Raw genomic sequence first — 18,042 nt, forward strand, 5'->3', positions numbered from 1 at the left:
GCCTGAAGATATCTACCAGAAGCTGTCGGCCGCCATAGACTGACTCCAGCCTTCAGCAGATCGTTATGTTTTATGATGGGGTTAGTGTTTGCATTATTTGTTGCACGGCGCTTCAGCGCTAAATAAGCCCGTGTCCTTATGGAATTCAGAGCCCTGGGGTGCGTTGGTCAGATACTTTCCAGGGTTGCTATGGTCGTAACCACTATGTGCTGTGCTGCTAAGTTTAACTAATAGTAAATGACAAATGCGCATTCCTGGAAATATTCTAATTGGCGCAATTGATGAATTATGAATCTCAAGGGTAATGGGTCTGGCAAGCCCCGCTCCGAAGCCGGGTGATACATAGGTTGATAAGATTGTATTTAGACCTAGTCTGGCCAGGCCTGATATGTTGGAAATATGGCCTGCTAAAGAATTCGAAAAAGCAATTCCTTCAAGGGTAGAGCCGAGTATGAAGTCGCCGGGTAAAAGGAGGTGTCCATTAGATGGGGTGATGCGCTCGGCAATACAAGTCGGGTACGTCTCCGGCCTGCGAATATCTACCTCGTGAGATGTGTAATATGGTATTATTATGTTTTCTGACAGGTGCAGGCAAATGGAGGCGGATCTTATATCAGGGATGGTATTGTGTGAAATAGAAAAATCACCATTCTGAATGGCTTTTCTAATTTCAATATCCGAAAGAAACATGTCATGCCCCTCGCTTCATCGCCGCGTTGATGACTTGCTTGGTCCCGAATGGGACAAAATCTTTCCAATTTCTTTTGGATGACACTAGCTCTCTAACAAGAGTCCCGGTGACGTTTTTCATCATGAAGTCACTGTGAAGAGGCTGAAAGGCTATGACCTTCATGCCGGCCTGCTCAAGAAGTTCTTTTTTGTACAGCTCCCAATTACTAAACAAGCGTATATAGTGAACTATATCTGCAGTGTGATCTTGCTTAAGGTGGGGGATCGCTACTTCTGGATTGTCAATCTCAAAAGGAATAATCTGATACCTCTCAGGCGGAACTCCCCATCGCTCTAGTGACAGCGCTATCATCCTCTTTCTGTCTTCAAAGGTGAACGGGTTGCCTTCGGGTGTACCGCGATGAGGAAGTATCTCGCATTCGCTAACACAATTTATGTTTGGTTGAGTAATGCCGATAAGGCATGTCTCAGAATTCGCAACTCCATGCAGAATATACTCGAAATGCTCATGGTGGAATGGTTGAAACCTTCCGTGAACCATTCCAATCTTGTCTCTATTGTTTGACTTTGCGCCGTTCAAGTAAGGAGACAAAGCTTTGCTTCTTTGGTCTAGGTTTATATTTATTCCACGCTCCCAGAGATCGTCAAATGTTTCAACAAAATAGGGGGCGAGGGAGTCGTCGTTGTTTTTTCCATCAAAAATGAGCTGCGCATTCTTCCAGCCGGATGAGTCTGCTTCATATACTGATAGTGCCGTAACACAGTCATCTATTATAAGCAGTCTTAGTGGTGGCTTTTTAGGATACAGCCTGACCTCGAAGTGATAGCCGTCCTCTCTTAGTTTGGCTAGGGTCGCTATCGTGGCGATAATTTTATTTCTGTATTCAGTTTGAAGTTTTTTGTTGCTGCTTAGGCGCTCAAGATCATCGCTAAATGGATCCATTAGCATTATCTTAACGAGATCTGGATTCTTGTTTCTTCTAAAAAAATCGACTTTCTCTAGTGTCTCTCTAAGAAATTTCTCGCCAGCTATGCCAAGAAATTTAAAGCTGCTCTTTGTTCTTTTTGAAAGTTCTTCGGGTGGGGTTTCGGATAGTTTTTTAATTGAAGTTAGCCCGATATTTGTTGATCCAATTATGACCTCTTTGAAGTGCATAAGTGCCGCATCAAATCCTGCTGTTGATGCAATGCTATATGATACTACAATGCCAATGAAAAAGAATGATGCCGAAATGAAGTAGGATACTGGGTCTGAGATGCTAAAAAAAACATAGGCAGCAATGGTAATTGCTGCTAGGAGAACAAGTAGTGCGATTATTTTATCGGGAATCCTGCGTGGCATGCTGGGTATTTCCTTATGTGTTCATATGGGTGTTGTGGCGTGCCGAGGTTGAAAGTTATAGATTCATAGTAAAGTCAGAATTGGTCATTGGCTTGCGCCTGGTGCTATTGCTCTTATGGTTAGTTTATTGAGTGCAATATTTCTAGCTGGTTGGCCATTCTCCCGTTCAATATCAGTAAAAGCAAGATAAGAGCTGAACGCCCTTCACCAGTTAGCTATGGCTAGTATCGGAGGGTGTCTTGGGTATCTGCTTAATGATCGAAGGGAGCGTTTGCGATTCGTGGTGCTGCCATTACATGGCGACTAAAGGTCTTTTGGGCAATGCGCTGAGCGTCCTCATGCGATATTCCGCCTTGAACCAGACGTTTCACATAGTCCGCTTCAGACAGCCCTGGCGCATTCTGTGGATGCATGTGGCTCGCTGTCCGTCGAATGACAGCGTTCAACCAGCGTGATGGGGAAGTACGGATGGTTCCCTTGGCCAGGGCGGTCAACAGTTGGGAGGTGATCGCTTCCTGTTGATCAGCAGGAGCGGAGCTGATCAACAGGGCGACCTGTTGACTCTCCGATGCACCAAGCCGCGTCAGTTTTGCCGTGCGGCGTACTGATGATTCATATGAGGGTTCATATGGTGGTTCTAGGGGTGACATAGCTATGTCACCCTCCCCCTGACATAGCTGTGTCACCCCGGGGGTGACAGTGGTGTCACCCTCCCTGGCGATGTCACCAGCCGGGGGTGACAATTTGTCGGGGTAGGTCAAAGCGAGTGTGTAGCCGTTGGAAACCTGCCGGCCGCTGGCATCGAATCGAGCGTCCTTCCTAAGCAGACCGGCAGTCAGCAGGGTTTTGATAGTGCGTTGGACGGTGCGCTCCGAAGTACTGCACTTCGCTGCAATCGTCTTCATCTTCGGCCAGCAGTAGCCGTGATCATCTGCGTTATCAGCGAGCGCCATGAGGACTAGCTTCGGCACAGGCGGGAGCGGCTGCTCCCATGCCCAGTTCATGGCTTTGATGCTCATAGCGATCAGGCTTCTTCGATGACGCGAGCGACTGCAGAGGTTTTGAAATAGATCCGCCGGCCGATCTTGACCTTGCACGAGCGCAGCTTCGCGGACAGCTCGTTGTCGCCGCTCAGGGAGATCCTCAGGCCGTTTTTGCTGCGATGTAGCACCTCTGCGAGCTGCTCGAGGGAAAGCAGTGGTGATCCTCCGTAGCGGTTGAGCAGGGTTTCTTCGACTGTCATCTTGCGACTCCTTGTATGGCTTGCGATACACTGCGCTCATTACGCGAAAAAGGCGTAAGAGTCCCAAAAAAATACTAAATGTCCATATTTTAGACATTTAGTTCTTTTTATGATCGAAGGCTTACGATGTCAAGCACGATTGAAGACCGCGTCATTCTGATTCTGAAGGAGCAGATGACTCCGGCTGACCTTGAGAGCCTGAAGGGGCACGAAGGGCCGTTCTCAGCGCTGCTCAGCCTGTGGAGTCAACCGCCGTACGCTGGTCGCGGCTTCTGGGAAAAGCTCTCCCAGCTCACAGGCATTCCGTCTGCCCGGTGGCGTAGTGCGTTCTCGCGCAAGCAGAAACCGACCTCAGCCATGATCGAGTCGGTTGCCCACCTGTGGCCGAAATATGCGTTCTGGCTGGTTACTGGCGTGACCGATGCGGCCAATGGTCATGTGGCGCCATTAACGGCGCTGACCTTCCCTGAGTTTCTTCATGCGGAGCAGCCTGGTGCTGATGCGTATTTCAGCAAGGCCATTGCCCTGGCAAAGCGACTGTATGAAGAGGGTGAGGTCGATCTGGAGAGCGATGAAGCGCGTCTTGCGGCAGTTGAGAGGACGCTTCCCTTTTCGCATTGGGTTGGGAGTGATCTGGTTGACGTGGCTTATCGACTGGCGGCCAGCGATGAGTACCAGGAGCTTGTCAGGGCTTGGGAGGGCCGAGAAGAGTCTCGTGCTCAGTATGTTGGTCGGGTTCTAGGCACTGATCGCCCGTGGGAGCGGCAGTTGGAAGAGAGGAAATCTCTCGGCCTCACGTCGGCCCCAGTATACGGACAAGACCCTCGCGTCACGCACCAGAGCAGCTGGGATCTTTTCTACAAGCCAGACAACGACGATGCCTGAAGGCTGGTGACTGGAGCTGGGGCAGTTTCATGCTCTCAATGAGGTCGCTGAAAAACGCCTCGACTGCGTGGTTTTTGATCAGTTGTCAGAAGTTTGCTTACTGCGCCTGGTCGTTTTCCTCTCCAGCTTATCCAGCTTGCTGACAAGGTCTTCAGCGCGCAGGTGCGTGTAGCGCTTGAGCATCTGCATCGACTTGTGGCCGCTGATGGCCGAGACCTCCTGATCGGACAGGCCACCTTCGACCAGCCGGCTGACCGCCTCATGACGTAGATCGTGGAAGCGCAGATCGGGCATCCCAAGTTTCTTCTTCAGCAGCCCCCAGGTTTTGGTGAAGGCATAGGGGCGACGTTTCTCGTCCTTACCTGGTTCACCGAAGAACACCAGATTGCAGTCTTTGGGGCGAACAGGGTTCTCCAGGGCGGCCCTAAATGTTTCGGTTGCCAGCTTGGTAAGGGGAACGGTGCGAGCACTGTCGTTCTTGGTGTCTGCGAGCCGCACCACGCGCTTTTTCAGGTCTACCTGATGGCAACGTAGGCCGGTTATCTCCGACGACCTCATGCCCGTTTCCAAGGCGATTCGGACGATCCAGCCCAGCATGGGGTTGCTGTGGTTGTTCACCGCAGCGAGCAGGCGCTTTTCTTCGTCGGCGGACAGTCGCCGGTCGCGGCCATCCCCCGGGCTCGGCTTGCGGATATTAAGCACCGGGTTGAAGGTAAGGCCCAGGCCCCATTCCTGAATAGCTACCGTGAAAAGGTGGCTGAGAAGGGCCAGTTCAAGCCGCACGGTATTGTTGCTGGTGGGGAGGCCGCGCTTGCTCAGGGTGCCGAGCCTTGTGTCCCGGTACTTGGCGATGACTTCAGCGGAGAGGGCGGCCATGGAGTATTTGCCCAGGTGCTGGATCAACTGCTTGGCCTTGGTGGCTTCGGCTTTGCGCGTAGTGGGCTTCTTGCTGGGCGTCACCTCGGACAGGTAGCGCTCTAGAGCTTTCTCCAGCGTCATGCGCTCGGAGCCGCTGCGCTGGATGTACACGCCGCGCACCATCTCGTCTTCGGTGCGGCGTGCCCAGTCTTCGGCGTCGCGCTTGGTGCGGAAGGTTTTGGCGTTGGTCGGCCAGCCCGTTTTTCGGACTACGGCTTTCCATGTGCCGGCAGGGGTTTTGACGATTGTTGCCATCAGATAAGGACTCCAAAGGCAGACTGGCTAACCAGTACTGTACCGATTTTGTACCTTTGGACCATGGGCTGATCCAGATGCCACAACCCTGAAAAGCTTAAAGCCGCGCAGTGCGCGGCTTTGAAGGTGGTGGGCCCACACGGACTCGAACCGTGGACCAAAGGATTATGAGTCCTCTGCTCTAACCAACTGAGCTATAGGCCCCCAGAAGGCCGGCGGATTATACCGGCGCGTTCTCGCCAGCGCCAACCGCTTGACCTGGCGGGAGAAATTTCCGGGCGAAGGCATCGGCCGAGAGCGGACGGCTGACCACGTAGCCCTGGATCTGCAGGCAGCCTTCTGCGGCCAGGCAGAGCTCCTGGGCCTTGGTCTCCACGCCTTCGGCGATCACCGTCAGTTGCATGCTGTTGCCCAAGGCGATGATGGCGCGGGTGATCGCCAGATCGTGCGGGTCGTCCGGCAGGCCACGGACGAAGGACTGGTCGATCTTCAGCACGTCCAGCGGCAGGCGCTTGAGGTAGCTGAGCGAGGAGTAGCCGGTGCCGAAGTCGTCGATGGCCAGCTGTACGCCGAGTTGTTTGAGGCGGTGGAGGATGTCCAGCGCTTCGCCTGCCTGGTTCATGATGAAGCTTTCGGTTATCTCCAGCTGCAGCAGCCCCGGCGCCAGGTTGTAGCGTTGCAGCAGCTCGCTGATGCGCGGCAGCAGGCTGGGCTGGTGCAGTTGCGCGCCGGCGAGGTTGACCGATAGGGCGCCAAAGCCGCGGCCGCTTTCCTGCCAGGCCTGCAACTGGCGGCAGGTTTGCTCCAGTACCCAATCGCCCAGGGGCAGGATCAGACCGCTTTCTTCGGCCACCGGGATGAAGCGATCCGGTGGGATGTCGCCAAATACCGGGTGCGGCCAGCGCACCAGGGCTTCGGCGCCCACCAGGCTCTGGCTGCGCAGGCAGAACTTGGGTTGGTAGTAGAGGCACAGTTCGTTGCGTTCGAGGGCGCGGCGCAGTTCCTGTTCCATGGCCATGCGTTCGTTGACTTCGAAGGTCAGCGAGCGGGTGTAGAACTCGTAGCGATTGCGCCCCTTGGCCTTGGACTGGTACATGGCCGCATCGGCGTTCTTCACCAGGGTGGCCACGTCCTGGCCGTCGGCGGGATAGAGGCTGATGCCAATGCTGGCGCTGATGAAGAACTCGTGGTTGTCGAGCTGGAACGACTTGCCGAAGCAGGCGAGGAGCTTCTGCGCGACCTGTTCGGTATCCTGCAACTGGTGCAGGCCGGGCAGCAGGATGATGAATTCGTCACCGCCGAGGCGAGCCACGGTGTCGATGTCGCGTAACTGCAGCCTCAGGCGTTCGGCGATGGCCTTGAGCAACTGGTCGCCGACCGGATGGCCAAGGCTGTCGTTGATCTGCTTGAAGCGGTCGAGGTCTAGGAACAGCACGGCGCCGAGCTGGTCGTCGGCACGCGTGCCGTCCAGAGCGCTGCGCAGGCGGTTCTCGAACAGCAGACGGTTGGGCAGACCGGTCAGTGGGTCGTGGTGGGCCTGGTGGTCGAGGCGTGCCTGGGCATGCTTGAGGCTGGAGATGTCGGCGAACACGCCGACGAAGTGGGTAATCTGATTGTCGCTGTTGCGCACGGCGCTGATGGTCAGCCACTCCGGGTACAGTTCGCCGTTCTTGCGCCGGTTCCAGATTTCCCCCTGCCAGTGCCCGTTGGCCGCGAGGCTATGCCACATGGCGGTATAGAAGGCGTTGTCGTGCTGGCCGGAGGAGAGCAGGCTGGGGCGCTGGCCGAGGGCTTCGGCCTCGCTGTAGCCGGTAATCTCGGTGAAGGCGCGGTTGACCGCAGTGATGCGCTGTTCGAGGTCGGTGATCAGTACGCCTTCGGCGGTGCTTTCGAATACGGTGGCGGCCTGTTGCAGTTCTTCCTGCATCCGTTGGCGTTCGGTTATGTCGCGGGCGATGGTCAGCAGACATTCCTCGCCATTGATGGACAGCGGTTGTGCGGACAGATCGCACAGGCGCAGTTGGCCGCTGCGGGTGCGCACCGGGGCGATCATGTCGCGCACCACACCGTGCTCACGAACGCCCTGCACCATGCGTTCGCGATCCTTCGGGTCGGCCCAGATGCCGAGGCTGAGCGTGCTGTGCTGGCCGACCAGGTCGAGGCTATGGCCGGTGATGCGGCTGAAACCTTCGTTGGCCTCGACCAGCAGGCCGTCGCGCAGACGGGTGATCAGCAGGCCATCGGGCGAGGCGTGAAAGGCCTTGGCGAACTTCTCCTCGGATATCTGCAGCCGCTGCTGGGTACTCTTGAGCTCGCTGATGTCACGCACCACCACCACCAGTGCCGGGGTATTGTCGAGGGTGAAGGGGCTGGCGGAGATGAGGCCGGTGAACAAGCTGCCGTCGGCGCGGCGAAAGGGCAGCTCCAGATTGCGCAGGCATTCGTCCTGCAGGCGTAGCAGCAGGCTCGGGCCGATGCCGGGCACGCCCCACAGGTCGAGGTCGGTAGCGGTGTTGCCGATGGCCTGGTCGACGCTGATGCCGGTTTGCTCGGTGAACGCGGTATTGACCTCCAGCAGCACGCCGTCGACCCGGCGGGCGATGATCAGGATGTCCGGGCACTGCTGGAACACGGAGGCGAATTTCTGTTCCGACTGGCGCAGGGCCTGTTCGGTTTGCTTGGCTTCGCTGATGTCGATCATCAGGCCGCGTATCACCTGCTGGTCACCCCGCTGCAGCAAGGTGACGATGTCGCGTACCCACACCGTGCGGCCGTCGGCGGCGAGCAGGCGGTATTCCAGCGAGTGGTCTTTGCCGGCCGAGGACTGCTCCAGGCAGTTGCGCAGAGTGCGCTGCTGATCGTCGGGGTGCAGGTGGCGCTGCCAGAAGCCGGGTTCGAGCCACTCGTGCAGGGGATAACCCAGGAGCTTCTCCGCATGCGGTGACACGTAGGTGTAGGTGAGCCCGCTCGAATCGGTTTCCCAGGTGATGGCGCAAAGGCTTTCAACCATGTCGCGAAAATGCTGCTCGCGACTGCGCAGCTCCTGTTCCAGAGCTTCGCGGTTGCGCATCTCGCGTTTCAGCCGGCGGTTGATGCTGAGGATGATGGCAATGATCGCCAGCAGGCCGAGCACGGCTGGCAGGCCATAGAGGAGGGTTTTGTGCCAGGCGTTGCGAGCGTCCAGTACGCTGCCGACCCAGGGAGCCTGCAAGGCGGCGACTTCCTCGGCGCCGAGCTCGGCGAAGAGTTTGTCGAGAATCCCGACCAGCATGCTCTGGTTGCGCGGTACGGCCATGGCCAGCTGATAGCGATAGGGTGTTTCGCCGCTGATATACAGGCCGTCGAGCTTGAGCTGGCGCAGGCTCCAGACGCTGGAGGCGAGATCGCCCACCATGGCGTCGGCCTGATGGGTGGCCAGCATCTGCAGCGCGGCGGCGACGTTGGGCAGCGGTAGCAGGTTGAGGTCGGGGTGATGCTGGCGCAGCAATTCATGCGGAGCGTAGTCGCTTACCACCGCGACCTTGAGGCCATACAGGTCGGTAAGTTGCTTGGGTTGCGGGCCGCCCTCGCGCGCCAGGATGATGATGGGAAAGTCCAGGTACGGACGGGTGAAGCTCAGGTATTGCTGACGCTCGGCAGTCGACATCACGCCGGGCAGCAGGTCGACCTCGCCCCTGCGCGCCTGTTCCAGTATCGCGCTCCAGCTGCCTTGCTCGACTGGGCGAAAGGTCACGCCGAGACGCTCTTCGATCAAGCGCACGTAGTCGGCGGTCAGGCCGAGGTACTGGCCCTGTTCGTTACGGAATTCGAAAGGGGGCCAGGCGGCATCGACGCCCAGACTCAGTTCGGGATGAGCCGCCAGCCAGGTGCGCTCATTCTCGTTGAGTGTGAGGGCCTGGGCGGAAGTCATCCAGTACGCCAGGCACAACAGCAAAATGGCCGGCAGGCGGGGCATAACGGCCTCGTTTCAGAATCGATATGGTCGCAGTGTAGACCGGCCGCTGCGGGGATGGCAGTTTGATTGCGACGCTCGGGAAGGGCCCATGCCACGGGGGCCAGAAAGCAAAACCCCCGGCCTGGGCCGGGGGTTTGTTATCACTCGTCGAGGAAGGAGCGCAGATGCTCGCTTCGCGTCGGGTGACGCAGCTTGCGCAGCGCTTTGGCTTCGATCTGGCGGATACGCTCACGGGTAACATCGAACTGCTTACCGACTTCCTCGAGGGTGTGGTCGGTGTTCATGTCGATGCCGAAGCGCATGCGCAGGACCTTGGCTTCACGGGCGGTGAGGCCGGCCAGCACTTCGCGAGTGGCTTCCTTGAGGCTTTCGACCGTGGCCACGTCGATCGGGGACTGCATGGTGCTGTCCTCGATGAAGTCGCCCAGATGCGAATCTTCGTCGTCGCCAATCGGGGTTTCCATGGAGATCGGCTCTTTGGCGATCTTCAATACCTTGCGGATCTTGTCCTCGGGCATTTCCATGCGCTCACCCAGCTCTTCCGGAGTGGGCTCGCGACCCATTTCCTGGAGCATCTGACGGGAGATGCGGTTGAGCTTGTTGATGGTCTCGATCATGTGCACCGGGATACGGATGGTGCGCGCCTGGTCGGCGATCGAGCGGGTGATCGCCTGGCGAATCCACCAGGTGGCGTAGGTCGAGAACTTGTAGCCGCGACGGTATTCGAACTTGTCCACCGCCTTCATCAGGCCGATGTTGCCTTCCTGGATCAGGTCGAGGAACTGCAGGCCGCGGTTGGTGTACTTCTTGGCGATGGAGATCACCAGACGCAGGTTGGCCTCGACCATTTCCTTCTTGGCGCGGCGAGCTTTCGCTTCACCGATGGACATGCGACGGTTGATGTCCTTGATCTCGGCCAGGCTCAGGCTGCACTCGGCTTCCAGGTCGGCCAGCTTCTGCTGGCAGCGCTGGATGTCGCTCTGCAGGTTGCCCAGGGCTTCGGCGTACTTGGCCTTGCCCTTGGCCAGATCAGCGGCCCAGTCCATGTCGATTTCGTTGCCCGGGAACAGGCGCAGGAAGTCGGCACGCGGCATGCGCGCATCACGTACGCACAGCTGCATGATGGCGCGCTCTTGCGCACGCAGACGGTCGAGGGCGTCGCGCACCTGGGTGACCAGGGCGTCGTACTGCTTGGGCACCAGCTTGATCGGCATGAACAGCTCGGCCAGTGCGGCCAGCTCTTCGGTGGCCTGCTTGCTGCCGCGACCGTGCTTCTTCAGGGCCTTCTGGACTTTGTCCTGCTGCTCGGCCACGGCGCTGAAACGGCGAGCCGCTTCTTCCGGGTCCGGGCCGCCGTCGCCTTCTTCTTCCTCGTCGTCGCCGCTCTCGTCTTCCTCGTCGTCGTCGCTTTCTTCAGCGGCGGCGCCTTCCTTGACGGGAACGGGGGCGGCGGCTTCGTCGGGCACGCTGCCGTCATCCGGGTCGATGTAGCCACTGAGGACTTCGGCCAGGCGGCCGCCTTCAGTGGTGACGCGGTTGTACTCGGCGAGGATGCCTTCGACGGTGCCGGGGAAGTGAGCGATGGCGCTCATGACTTCGCGGATGCCTTCCTCGATGCGCTTGGCGATTTCGATTTCGCCTTCGCGGGTCAGCAACTCCACGGTGCCCATTTCGCGCATGTACATGCGCACCGGGTCGGTGGTGCGGCCGATATCGGTCTCAACGGCGGCGAGGGCGGCAGCGGCTTCTTCGGCTGCAGCCTCGTCGGTGTCGGCTTCGGCCAACAACAGGGCGTCCGCATCCGGAGCACTCTCGAATACGTTGATCCCCATGTCGTTGATCATGCGGATGATGTCTTCCACCTGTTCCGGATCGGAAATATCTTCCGGCAGGTGGTCATTGACCTCCGCGTACGTCAGGTAACCCTGCTCGCGACCGCGGCTGATCAATTCTTTCAAACGAGATTGCTGTTGCGCTTTTACGGACATAACACCCTATCCACTGAAGGTCTTGGCGGGCTGAAAACAAGCCGAGGATTATACCTCGGTTTTGGCTTTAGGCGCCAGTTGGGGACTTGCTGCTCGGTGACGAAGTGAGGCTGTAGTGCTCTCTGAGCAATGTCTTTTCCTCGTCTGTGAGCTCGCTGGGGCTTTTATGAATGATGCTGCGGAGCGCCTTTTCACGCCGCCTCTGCGATTGACTGTTTGCAAGTGTAGTAATGGTGTCGAAAAACTGCTGTTCAAGGTTGTCGCCCTGAATCAGCCATTCCTTCTCCGCCAGTGCCCGCAGCAAACGGCCCTGTTCGGTGCCGTGCCAGCGAGCGATCAGTTGCAGCGAACGCAGGTTGGGCGTTTTCTGCAGGGCACCGACCAGCGCTACCAGAAGTTGCGCGTAGGTGTCCTCTTCGTCGGCGAAGTGGCTGACATCCTCGACCTTTTGCGCCAGCTGCGGATGGTGCAGCAAGGTGCGCAGGGCGATCAGATGTGGTGATTCGACGCTCACCGCGGTGCGCGGGGCACGTGGCGCGAAATCGCCCTTGCCCTTCTTGTTCCACTTGCCGCTGCCGTCTTTTTTCCAGCTGCCTTTGCCGCCTTCGTTGCTACGTTCGTAGTGTTGCTGCTGGGGCGGTGCGGGCTGCTCGTAGCCGCCGACGTCCGGCAAGCTGTCGTAGTAGGCGCTGTCGGGGATATCGCCGTAATCCGGGTAGTCGCTGCTGGGGGCGTGGTTCGGCGTGCTCGGCGCATGGCTGCGCGGGGCGCTGGCGACCTGGCTCACGGCTTCGCCGGAAAGGCCGGTGATTTCGCTCAGGCGCTGGCGCATCAGGGCGCGCAGGTTGTTGCCGGGGATCTTGTCGATCAGTGGCGCGGCCAGCGTCACCAGATGCGCCTTGCCTTCCAGCGAGCGCGGGTCGGCCTCTTCACAAAGCTGCTGGAAGAAGTAATCGGCCAGCGGCTGGGCGTGCTGGTTGATGCGTGCGCGGAAGGCATCGGTGCCTTCGGCGCGTACCAGGGTGTCCGGGTCCTCGCCTTCGGGCAGGAACAGGAAGCGCGCGCGGCGACCGTCCTGCAGGCTCGGCAGAGTCGACTCCAGGGCGCGCCAGGCAGCGTTGCGCCCGGCGGCGTCACCGTCGAAGCAGAACAGTACGCTGGGCACGATGCGGAACAGGCGCTTGAGGTGCTCCTCGCTGGTGGCCGTGCCGAGGGTCGCCACGGCATTGCGCAGGCCCTGCTGAGCGAGGGCGATGACGTCCATGTAGCCTTCGACCACCATGATCTCGTCGAGATCGCGGTTGTGCTTGCGCGCCTCGTACAGGCCGTAGAGTTCCTGACCCTTGTGGAACACCGGGGTTTCCGGTGAGTTCAGGTACTTGGGCTTGTCGTCGCCCAGCACGCGGCCGCCGAAGGCGATCACCCGGCCGCGGCTGTCGCGGATGGGGAACATGATGCGGTCGCGGAAGCGGTCGTAGCGCCTGCCGTTCTCGGCGTTCTCGATCAGCAGGCCGGCGTCGATCATGACTTTCTGCTGCAGGGCGTCGGCGCCCAGTTGCTTGAGCAGGTTGTCCCAGCCGGGCGGGGCGAAGCCGATGCCGAAGTCACGGGCTATTTCCCCCGTCAGACCGCGGCCCTTGAGGTAATCCACTGCGTACTTACGCTGCGGATGGCTTTTCAGAGCCTGGCGATAGTGCTCGGCGGCGGCATTGAGCAGCGGGTAGAGCGGCGAGTCCACCGGCTGGCGCGGTGTGCGCCCGCGGCCGCTTTCCTCGCGCGGCACATCCATGCCGGCGCGCTTGGCCAGTTCCTCGATCGCCTGGGGGAACTCCAGTTGATCGTGGTCCATGACGAAGCCGAGGGCATTGCCACCGGCGCCGCAGCCGAAGCAGTAGTAGAACTGCTTGTCCGGACTGACGGTGAAGGAGGGGGTCTTTTCCTTGTGAAAAGGACAGCAGGCGCTGTAGTTCTTGCCGGTCTTCTTCAGCTGGATGCGCGAGCTCACCACATCGACGATGTCGGTGCGGTTGAGCAGGTCATCGATGAAGGATTGCGGGATCAGGCCGGCCATAGGCGCTCAGCATACTGCTCGGCGCGTAAGCGGAACAGTGATGGGTAGAAAAGCAAAAAACTCCGGCCATTCGCCAGCAGGCGAAGCGGAGTTCTGTAAATGCAATGCCCGGCCGGAGCCGGGCATTCGAGCGTGGCGTGTACGGTATTAGTACAGGCGAACGCTGCGGCGCTGCTCGCGCTGCACTTTCTTGGCGTGACGCTTAACAGCGGCAGCGGCTTTGCGCTTACGCTCTGCGGTCGGCTTTTCGTAGAATTCGCGGCTGCGAACTTCAGCCAGTACACCGGCTTTTTCGCAGGAGCGCTTGAAACGACGCAGGGCTACGTCGAAGGGTTCGTTCTCTTTAACTTTGACGGCTGGCATCCAGGTCGTACCTATCTTTAATTACCGGGTTTAACGCGTACCCGGCAAATGAGGCTCGGGATGCGTCGGTTTTTAAGGGTTGCGGATGTTACCGTCTCGGGCTGCGGAATGCAAAGCCTCTGATCGAAAAGCGCTGGCCGCTCCGCCGGGCGGCGCTTATCATGCGCGCCTTTGTTCCACGCGGCAAACCAAGGTTCAAGCTCCATGCTCGTACTGGGATTGGAAACTTCCTGCGATGAAACCGGCGTCGCGCTCTATGACAGCGAGCGTGGCCTGCTGGCTGACGCCCTGTTCAGCCAGATCGACCTGCACCGTGTATATGGCGGCGTGGTGCCCGAGTTGGCCTCGCGTGATCACGTCAAACGTATGCTGCCGCTGATCCGCCAGGTGCTGGATGAAGCCGGCAAGCAGGCCAGCGATATCGATGCGCTGGCCTATACGGCCGGCCCGGGCCTGGTCGGGGCACTGCTGGTGGGGGCCTCCTGCGCGCAGGCGCTGGCCTTTGCCTGGGGCGTGCCGGCCGTCGGCGTGCACCATATGGAAGGTCATCTGCTGGCACCGATGCTCGAAGAGCAGCCGCCGGCCTTTCCGTTCGTCGCCCTGCTGGTGTCCGGTGGTCACACGCAGCTGGTGCGGGTCGATGGCATCGGCCAGTACCAGTTGCTCGGCGAGTCGCTGGACGATGCCGCCGGTGAAGCCTTCGACAAGACCGCCAAGCTGATGGGGCTGAATTACCCCGGTGGCCCGGAGATCGCCAAGCTGGCCGAGCAGGGTATGCCGGGGCGTTTCGTCTTCCCGCGGCCGATGACCGATCGGCCGGGGCTGGATTTCAGTTTCAGCGGCCTGAAGACCTTCGCTCTGAATACCTGGCAGCAATGCCGCGACAGTGGCGACGACCTCGACCAAGCCCGGCGCGACATCGCGCTGGCCTTCCAGCAGGCGGTGGTTGAGACTCTGACCATCAAGTGCAAACGTGCGCTCAAGCAGAGCGGGCTGAACAGCCTGGTGATCGCTGGCGGGGTGAGTGCCAACAAGGCGCTGCGCGAGCATCTGGAACGTATGCTGGGCGAAATGAAGGGCAAGGTGTTTTATGCGCGGCCGCGTTTCTGTACCGACAATGGCGCGATGATCGCCTACGCCGGTTGCCAGCGTTTGCTGGCCGGGCAGCATGAAGATCTGGCAATCAAGGTGCAGGCGCGCTGGCCGATGGAGTCGCTGCCGGCGCTGTGAGCGCCCCAAGGGATTTACGCGTAGGAGCGAGCTCTGCTCGCGAACCGAAAAATTCGCGAGCAGAGCTCGCTCCTACAGTTTTTTTGTTATCGAATCAAAAACGCCGTTCGCGGCCGGCGAACAGATCGCGCAGATTGCTGCGGTGCCGCCAGACGATCAGCCCGGTGAGTACGCAGGCCGGCAGCAGGGCCGCCGGTTGTTGCCAGGCCAGCAGCGGTAGCGTCAGCGGCGTGGCGATCAGTGATGCCAGCGAGCTGGTGCGGGTGAGCAGGAATACCAGCGCCCAGGCTGCCAGGGCGAGCAAGGCGGCCGGTGGATAGAGGCCGAGCAACATGCCGGCGGCAGTGGCGACGCCCTTGCCGCCACGAAAACGGAAGTACAGCGGGTAAAGGTGGCCGACGACGGCCGCCAGGCCGATCCAGGCCTGCTGGTGCAGGCTCAGGCCGAGCAGCTTGGCGATGAGGATCGGCAGCAGGCCCTTGAACAGGTCGCCGATCAGCGTCATGACGGCGAGCTTCTTGCCGGCCACGCGCAACATGTTGGTCGCGCCGGGGTTGCCCGAGCCACTGGCACGCGGGTCCGGCCCGCCAGCGAGTCGGCTGAGCAGGATGGCGAAGGACAACGAACCGAGCAGGTAGGCAAGGATTGCCAGAAGCCAGAACATGGTGGCCATTCCAGGGCATGGGGTGGCCCGATTCTAACGAGGTGCGGCGCCCTTGTCGTGGCGCGGAGAGTGCGGTGGACAGAGTATTTATCGAGGGGCTGGAAGTCGACACGGTGATCGGCGCCTACGATTGGGAGCGCGACATTCGCCAGTGCCTGCGCCTGGACCTGCAGATGGCCTGGGACAACCGCCCGGCTGCGGCAGGTGATGACCTCAACCTGGCACTCGACTATGCCAGCGTCTGCGCGCGTATCCAGGCCTTTGCGGCCGAATCGCAGTTCATTCTGGTCGAAACCTTCGCCGAGCGCCTGGTACAGCTCCTGATGGACGAATTCAACATTCCCTGGATTCGCCTGAAGCTGACCAAGCCCGGCGCAGTGCCGGCCGCACGTGGCGGCGTGGGTGTGGAGATCGAGCGCGGATGCCTCTGACTCGGGTCTTTCTCGGCCTCGGCAGCAATGTGCAGCGCGAGGCTCACCTTTGTGCCGGGCTCGATGCGTTGGCTGGCGTGCTCAGCGACATGCGCTGCTCGCCGGTCTTCGAAAGCCATGCGGTGGGTATCAAGAGCGGTAATTTCTTCAATCTGGTGGTGGTGGGCGAAACCGAGCTGCCGCTGCTGGAGCTGGATCGCCGGCTGAAGTTCATCGAGGCCGATAACGGCCGCTACGCGCCGGATCGCAAGGGTTTGCCGCTGGATATCGATGTGCTGCTGTACGGCGAGCAGGTCGGTAATTTCAACGGCCTGATATTGCCGCGTGCGGAAATTCTCAAGAACGCCTTCGTGCTCTGGCCTCTGGCCTTGCTGGCGCCGCAAGTGTGTCACCCGCTCGATGGTCGTTCGTTCGCAGAATTATGGTCCACGGCGCAGATCGATCAGCAGCTATGGCCGGCCGCCTTCCAGTGGCGCGGCGCCGAGTTGACGCCGGCCGAGCTGTTGCAGGCGCCCTCTTCGTAGCCGGATGCAATCCGGGGCCTCGGCAAGACCTGTTTCCCGGATTGCATCCGGGCTACGTGGACTTGATCGGTAGGCGCGGATTTATCCGCGAAAAGGCGGGCCGCGGAGCTGTGATGATCGCGGCTGAAACGGAATGCCGCCCAGCCGCTCCTACGAGGCGTGCTGCTGTTTGTAGGCCTTGAGTGCCTGCAGGCGCTCGCGATTGAGCGCCTCGCCCAACTCCGCACCCTTGAAGCCCTTCTCCAGTAGCGGTTTGACCGCCACCTGCCGCGCTACCTCGGCGGCGTCCAGCAGGTAAGCGGCTTGTGGATAGTCGCGCTGTTCCAGGCCCTGGCGCCCGCGGGCATCCATCTCGCAAGCGGCGACGAATTCGGCGAAGCGTTGCGGGCGGCGGAAGACGTCGAAGCGTTGCAGTAACTCCAGCAGCGTCGAGGGCCGCAGTTCCAGTGCTCGGTGCCCATGGGTATGGAACTCTCCCACCAGCGCTGCCAGCTCGGCGCAGTCGCGCGGCGCCTTGCAGCGCTCGTTGATCGCCTGGATCAGGCGCAGCCCCTTGTGTTCATGGGCGATATGTCGCGGCCAGTCAGCCTCGGGCGTCAGCCCCTTGCCGACATCATGCAGCAGGCAGGCCCAGCGTACGTTGAGCGGCTGGTCATGCTCTGCGCACTGACGCAGCACGCTCAGTACATGCACGCCGGTGTCGACTTCGGGGTGATGCGCCTGCGGTTGCGGCACGCCGAACAACTTATCCACTTCCGGCAGCAGCGCCGCCAGCGCGCCGCAATCGCGCAGCACCTGGATGAAAACGTCCGGGCGCGGCTCCATCAGCGCGCGGGAGATTTCCTTCCAGCTACGTTCGGCGGTGAGATGGCCCAGTTCGCCGGACTCCGCCAGTTGGCGCATCAGCTCGAGGGTTTCTGGCGCCACGCTGAATCCCAGCGGCGCATAGCGTGCGGCGAAGCGGGCAACACGCAGTACGCGTAGCGGATCTTCGGCGAAGGCCGGGGAAACGTGGCGCAGCAGGCGGACCTGAAGATCCTGCTGGCCGCCATACGGATCGATCAGCCGGCCATGTTCGTCTTCGGCCATGGCGTTGACGGTCAGGTCGCGGCGGATCAGGTCGTCTTCCAGCGTGACATCCGGGCTGGCATGAAAGGTGAAACCGCCATAGCCGCGGCCACTCTTGCGCTCGGTGCGCGCCAGGGCGTATTCCTCACCGGTCTGCGGGTGCAGGAACACCGGAAAATCGGCGCCAACCGGGCGATAACCGAGCTCCAGCATCTGCTCTGCGCTGGCGCCGACCACGACCCAGTCCACTTCACTGACGGGACGGCCGAGCAGGCGATCACGCACTGCACCGCCGACTTTGTAAATCTGCATGTGTGTTCCTCCGCTGAGCGCAGAGGATAGCGGCTGGTCGGGACTGGGAGGTAGCCCGGATGCAATCCGGGACGTTCGCGCGGATATCCCCGGATTGCATCCG

General features: G+C 60.1%; 15 protein-coding genes and 1 tRNA gene. 4 read left to right on the forward strand and 12 right to left on the reverse strand.

Annotation, left to right across the window (positions count from 1 at the left end; genetic code table 11):
- Positions 1–93: 93 nt before the first annotated feature.
- The 4 genes from DXK50_RS16275 to DXK50_RS16290 all read right to left on the reverse strand — a co-directional run bounded on the left by DXK50_RS16275 (position 94) and on the right by DXK50_RS16290 (position 3,275).
- Positions 94–690, reverse strand: a complete 597-nt coding sequence (locus DXK50_RS16275; protein WP_212631038.1) for a dCTP deaminase — start codon at positions 688–690, stop codon at positions 94–96.
- 1 nt (position 691) lies between these two features.
- On the reverse strand, positions 692–2,032 hold the full coding sequence (locus DXK50_RS16280) for a nucleotidyl transferase family protein (RefSeq protein WP_129482576.1): 1,341 nt from the start codon (positions 2,030–2,032) through the stop codon (positions 692–694).
- Positions 2,033–2,283: 251 nt separating this feature from the next.
- Positions 2,284–3,051 carry a helix-turn-helix domain-containing protein gene (locus DXK50_RS16285; protein WP_212631039.1) on the reverse strand — a complete coding sequence of 256 codons (768 nt, stop codon included), beginning with the start codon at positions 3,049–3,051 and terminating at the stop codon, positions 2,284–2,286.
- A gap of 5 nt (positions 3,052–3,056) precedes the next feature.
- The gene (locus tag DXK50_RS16290) at positions 3,057–3,275 is read right to left on the reverse strand and encodes a plasmid-related protein (RefSeq protein WP_096825472.1); all 219 of its coding nucleotides are present in this window, start codon (positions 3,273–3,275) and stop codon (positions 3,057–3,059) included.
- Positions 3,276–3,401: 126 nt separating this feature from the next.
- Here DXK50_RS16290 and DXK50_RS16295 point away from each other — a divergent pair, with 126 nt between their 5' ends.
- Positions 3,402–4,160, forward strand: coding sequence for a hypothetical protein (locus tag DXK50_RS16295; protein WP_212631040.1), 759 nt, complete (start codon positions 3,402–3,404; stop codon positions 4,158–4,160).
- A gap of 78 nt (positions 4,161–4,238) precedes the next feature.
- On the opposite strand, the gene DXK50_RS16300 is transcribed toward DXK50_RS16295, so the two are convergent.
- From DXK50_RS16300 to rpsU, 6 genes are all read right to left on the reverse strand, one after another.
- Positions 4,239–5,333 (reverse strand): tyrosine-type recombinase/integrase, encoded by a 1,095-nt coding sequence (locus DXK50_RS16300; protein WP_034008529.1) that lies wholly within the window; start codon positions 5,331–5,333, stop codon positions 4,239–4,241.
- A 127-nt stretch (positions 5,334–5,460) separates the two neighbouring features.
- Positions 5,461–5,537, reverse strand: a tRNA-Ile gene (locus tag DXK50_RS16305).
- Between the two features lie 16 nt (positions 5,538–5,553).
- Positions 5,554–9,288, reverse strand: a complete 3,735-nt coding sequence (locus DXK50_RS16310; RefSeq protein ID WP_212631041.1) for a bifunctional diguanylate cyclase/phosphodiesterase — start codon at positions 9,286–9,288, stop codon at positions 5,554–5,556.
- A gap of 140 nt (positions 9,289–9,428) precedes the next feature.
- Positions 9,429–11,276, reverse strand: a complete 1,848-nt coding sequence (rpoD, locus tag DXK50_RS16315; RefSeq protein WP_212631042.1) for an RNA polymerase sigma factor RpoD — start codon at positions 11,274–11,276, stop codon at positions 9,429–9,431.
- A 67-nt stretch (positions 11,277–11,343) separates the two neighbouring features.
- Complete coding sequence (gene dnaG / locus DXK50_RS16320) at positions 11,344–13,347, reverse strand: DNA primase (RefSeq protein ID WP_212631043.1); 2,004 nt, start codon at positions 13,345–13,347, stop codon at positions 11,344–11,346.
- Positions 13,348–13,494: 147 nt separating this feature from the next.
- Positions 13,495–13,710, reverse strand: coding sequence for a 30S ribosomal protein S21 (gene rpsU, locus DXK50_RS16325; RefSeq protein WP_003290642.1), 216 nt, complete (start codon positions 13,708–13,710; stop codon positions 13,495–13,497).
- Between the two features lie 204 nt (positions 13,711–13,914).
- On the opposite strand from rpsU, the gene tsaD reads away from it, so the two are divergent.
- Positions 13,915–14,940: a tRNA (adenosine(37)-N6)-threonylcarbamoyltransferase complex transferase subunit TsaD gene (gene tsaD / locus DXK50_RS16330; protein WP_212631044.1), complete on the forward strand. Its 1,026-nt coding sequence runs from the start codon at positions 13,915–13,917 to the stop codon at positions 14,938–14,940.
- Positions 14,941–15,034: 94 nt separating this feature from the next.
- Here the strand turns inward: tsaD and plsY are convergent, their stop codons facing one another.
- Positions 15,035–15,604, reverse strand: coding sequence for a glycerol-3-phosphate 1-O-acyltransferase PlsY (plsY, locus tag DXK50_RS16335; protein WP_024309705.1), 570 nt, complete (start codon positions 15,602–15,604; stop codon positions 15,035–15,037).
- 74 nt (positions 15,605–15,678) lie between these two features.
- Here plsY and folB point away from each other — a divergent pair, with 74 nt between their 5' ends.
- Entirely contained in the window at positions 15,679–16,035 is a 357-nt protein-coding gene (gene folB / locus DXK50_RS16340; protein WP_212631045.1) for a dihydroneopterin aldolase, read from the forward strand.
- On the forward strand, positions 16,026–16,559 hold the full coding sequence (gene folK, locus DXK50_RS16345) for a 2-amino-4-hydroxy-6-hydroxymethyldihydropteridine diphosphokinase (protein WP_212631046.1): 534 nt from the start codon (positions 16,026–16,028) through the stop codon (positions 16,557–16,559). The genes folB and folK overlap by 10 nt, the downstream gene beginning before the upstream one ends.
- A gap of 150 nt (positions 16,560–16,709) precedes the next feature.
- Here the strand turns inward: folK and DXK50_RS16350 are convergent, their stop codons facing one another.
- Entirely contained in the window at positions 16,710–17,939 is a 1,230-nt protein-coding gene (locus DXK50_RS16350; protein WP_212631047.1) for a multifunctional CCA addition/repair protein, read from the reverse strand.
- Between the last annotated feature and the right edge of the window lie 103 nt (positions 17,940–18,042).

The sequence above is a fragment of the Pseudomonas sp. KB-10 genome, from assembly GCF_018221585.1.
Classification (GTDB): domain Bacteria; phylum Pseudomonadota; class Gammaproteobacteria; order Pseudomonadales; family Pseudomonadaceae; genus Aquipseudomonas; species Aquipseudomonas yangonensis.

Coding starts and splice junctions, on each gene's coding strand:
- DXK50_RS16275 (WP_212631038.1), bottom strand. CDS start 690: ATGTTTCTTTCGGATATTGAAATTAGAAAAGCCATTCAGAATGGTGAT.
- DXK50_RS16280 (WP_129482576.1), bottom strand. CDS start 2,032: ATGCCACGCAGGATTCCCGATAAAATAATCGCACTACTTGTTCTCCTA.
- DXK50_RS16285 (WP_212631039.1), bottom strand. CDS start 3,051: ATGAGCATCAAAGCCATGAACTGGGCATGGGAGCAGCCGCTCCCGCCT.
- DXK50_RS16290 (WP_096825472.1), bottom strand. CDS start 3,275: ATGACAGTCGAAGAAACCCTGCTCAACCGCTACGGAGGATCACCACTG.
- DXK50_RS16295 (WP_212631040.1), top strand. CDS start 3,402: ATGTCAAGCACGATTGAAGACCGCGTCATTCTGATTCTGAAGGAGCAG.
- DXK50_RS16300 (WP_034008529.1), bottom strand. CDS start 5,333: ATGGCAACAATCGTCAAAACCCCTGCCGGCACATGGAAAGCCGTAGTC.
- DXK50_RS16310 (WP_212631041.1), bottom strand. CDS start 9,288: ATGCCCCGCCTGCCGGCCATTTTGCTGTTGTGCCTGGCGTACTGGATG.
- rpoD (WP_212631042.1), bottom strand. CDS start 11,276: ATGTCCGTAAAAGCGCAACAGCAATCTCGTTTGAAAGAATTGATCAGC.
- dnaG (WP_212631043.1), bottom strand. CDS start 13,347: ATGGCCGGCCTGATCCCGCAATCCTTCATCGATGACCTGCTCAACCGC.
- rpsU (WP_003290642.1), bottom strand. CDS start 13,710: ATGCCAGCCGTCAAAGTTAAAGAGAACGAACCCTTCGACGTAGCCCTG.
- tsaD (WP_212631044.1), top strand. CDS start 13,915: ATGCTCGTACTGGGATTGGAAACTTCCTGCGATGAAACCGGCGTCGCG.
- plsY (WP_024309705.1), bottom strand. CDS start 15,604: ATGTTCTGGCTTCTGGCAATCCTTGCCTACCTGCTCGGTTCGTTGTCC.
- folK (WP_212631046.1), top strand. CDS start 16,026: ATGCCTCTGACTCGGGTCTTTCTCGGCCTCGGCAGCAATGTGCAGCGC.
- DXK50_RS16350 (WP_212631047.1), bottom strand. CDS start 17,939: ATGCAGATTTACAAAGTCGGCGGTGCAGTGCGTGATCGCCTGCTCGGC.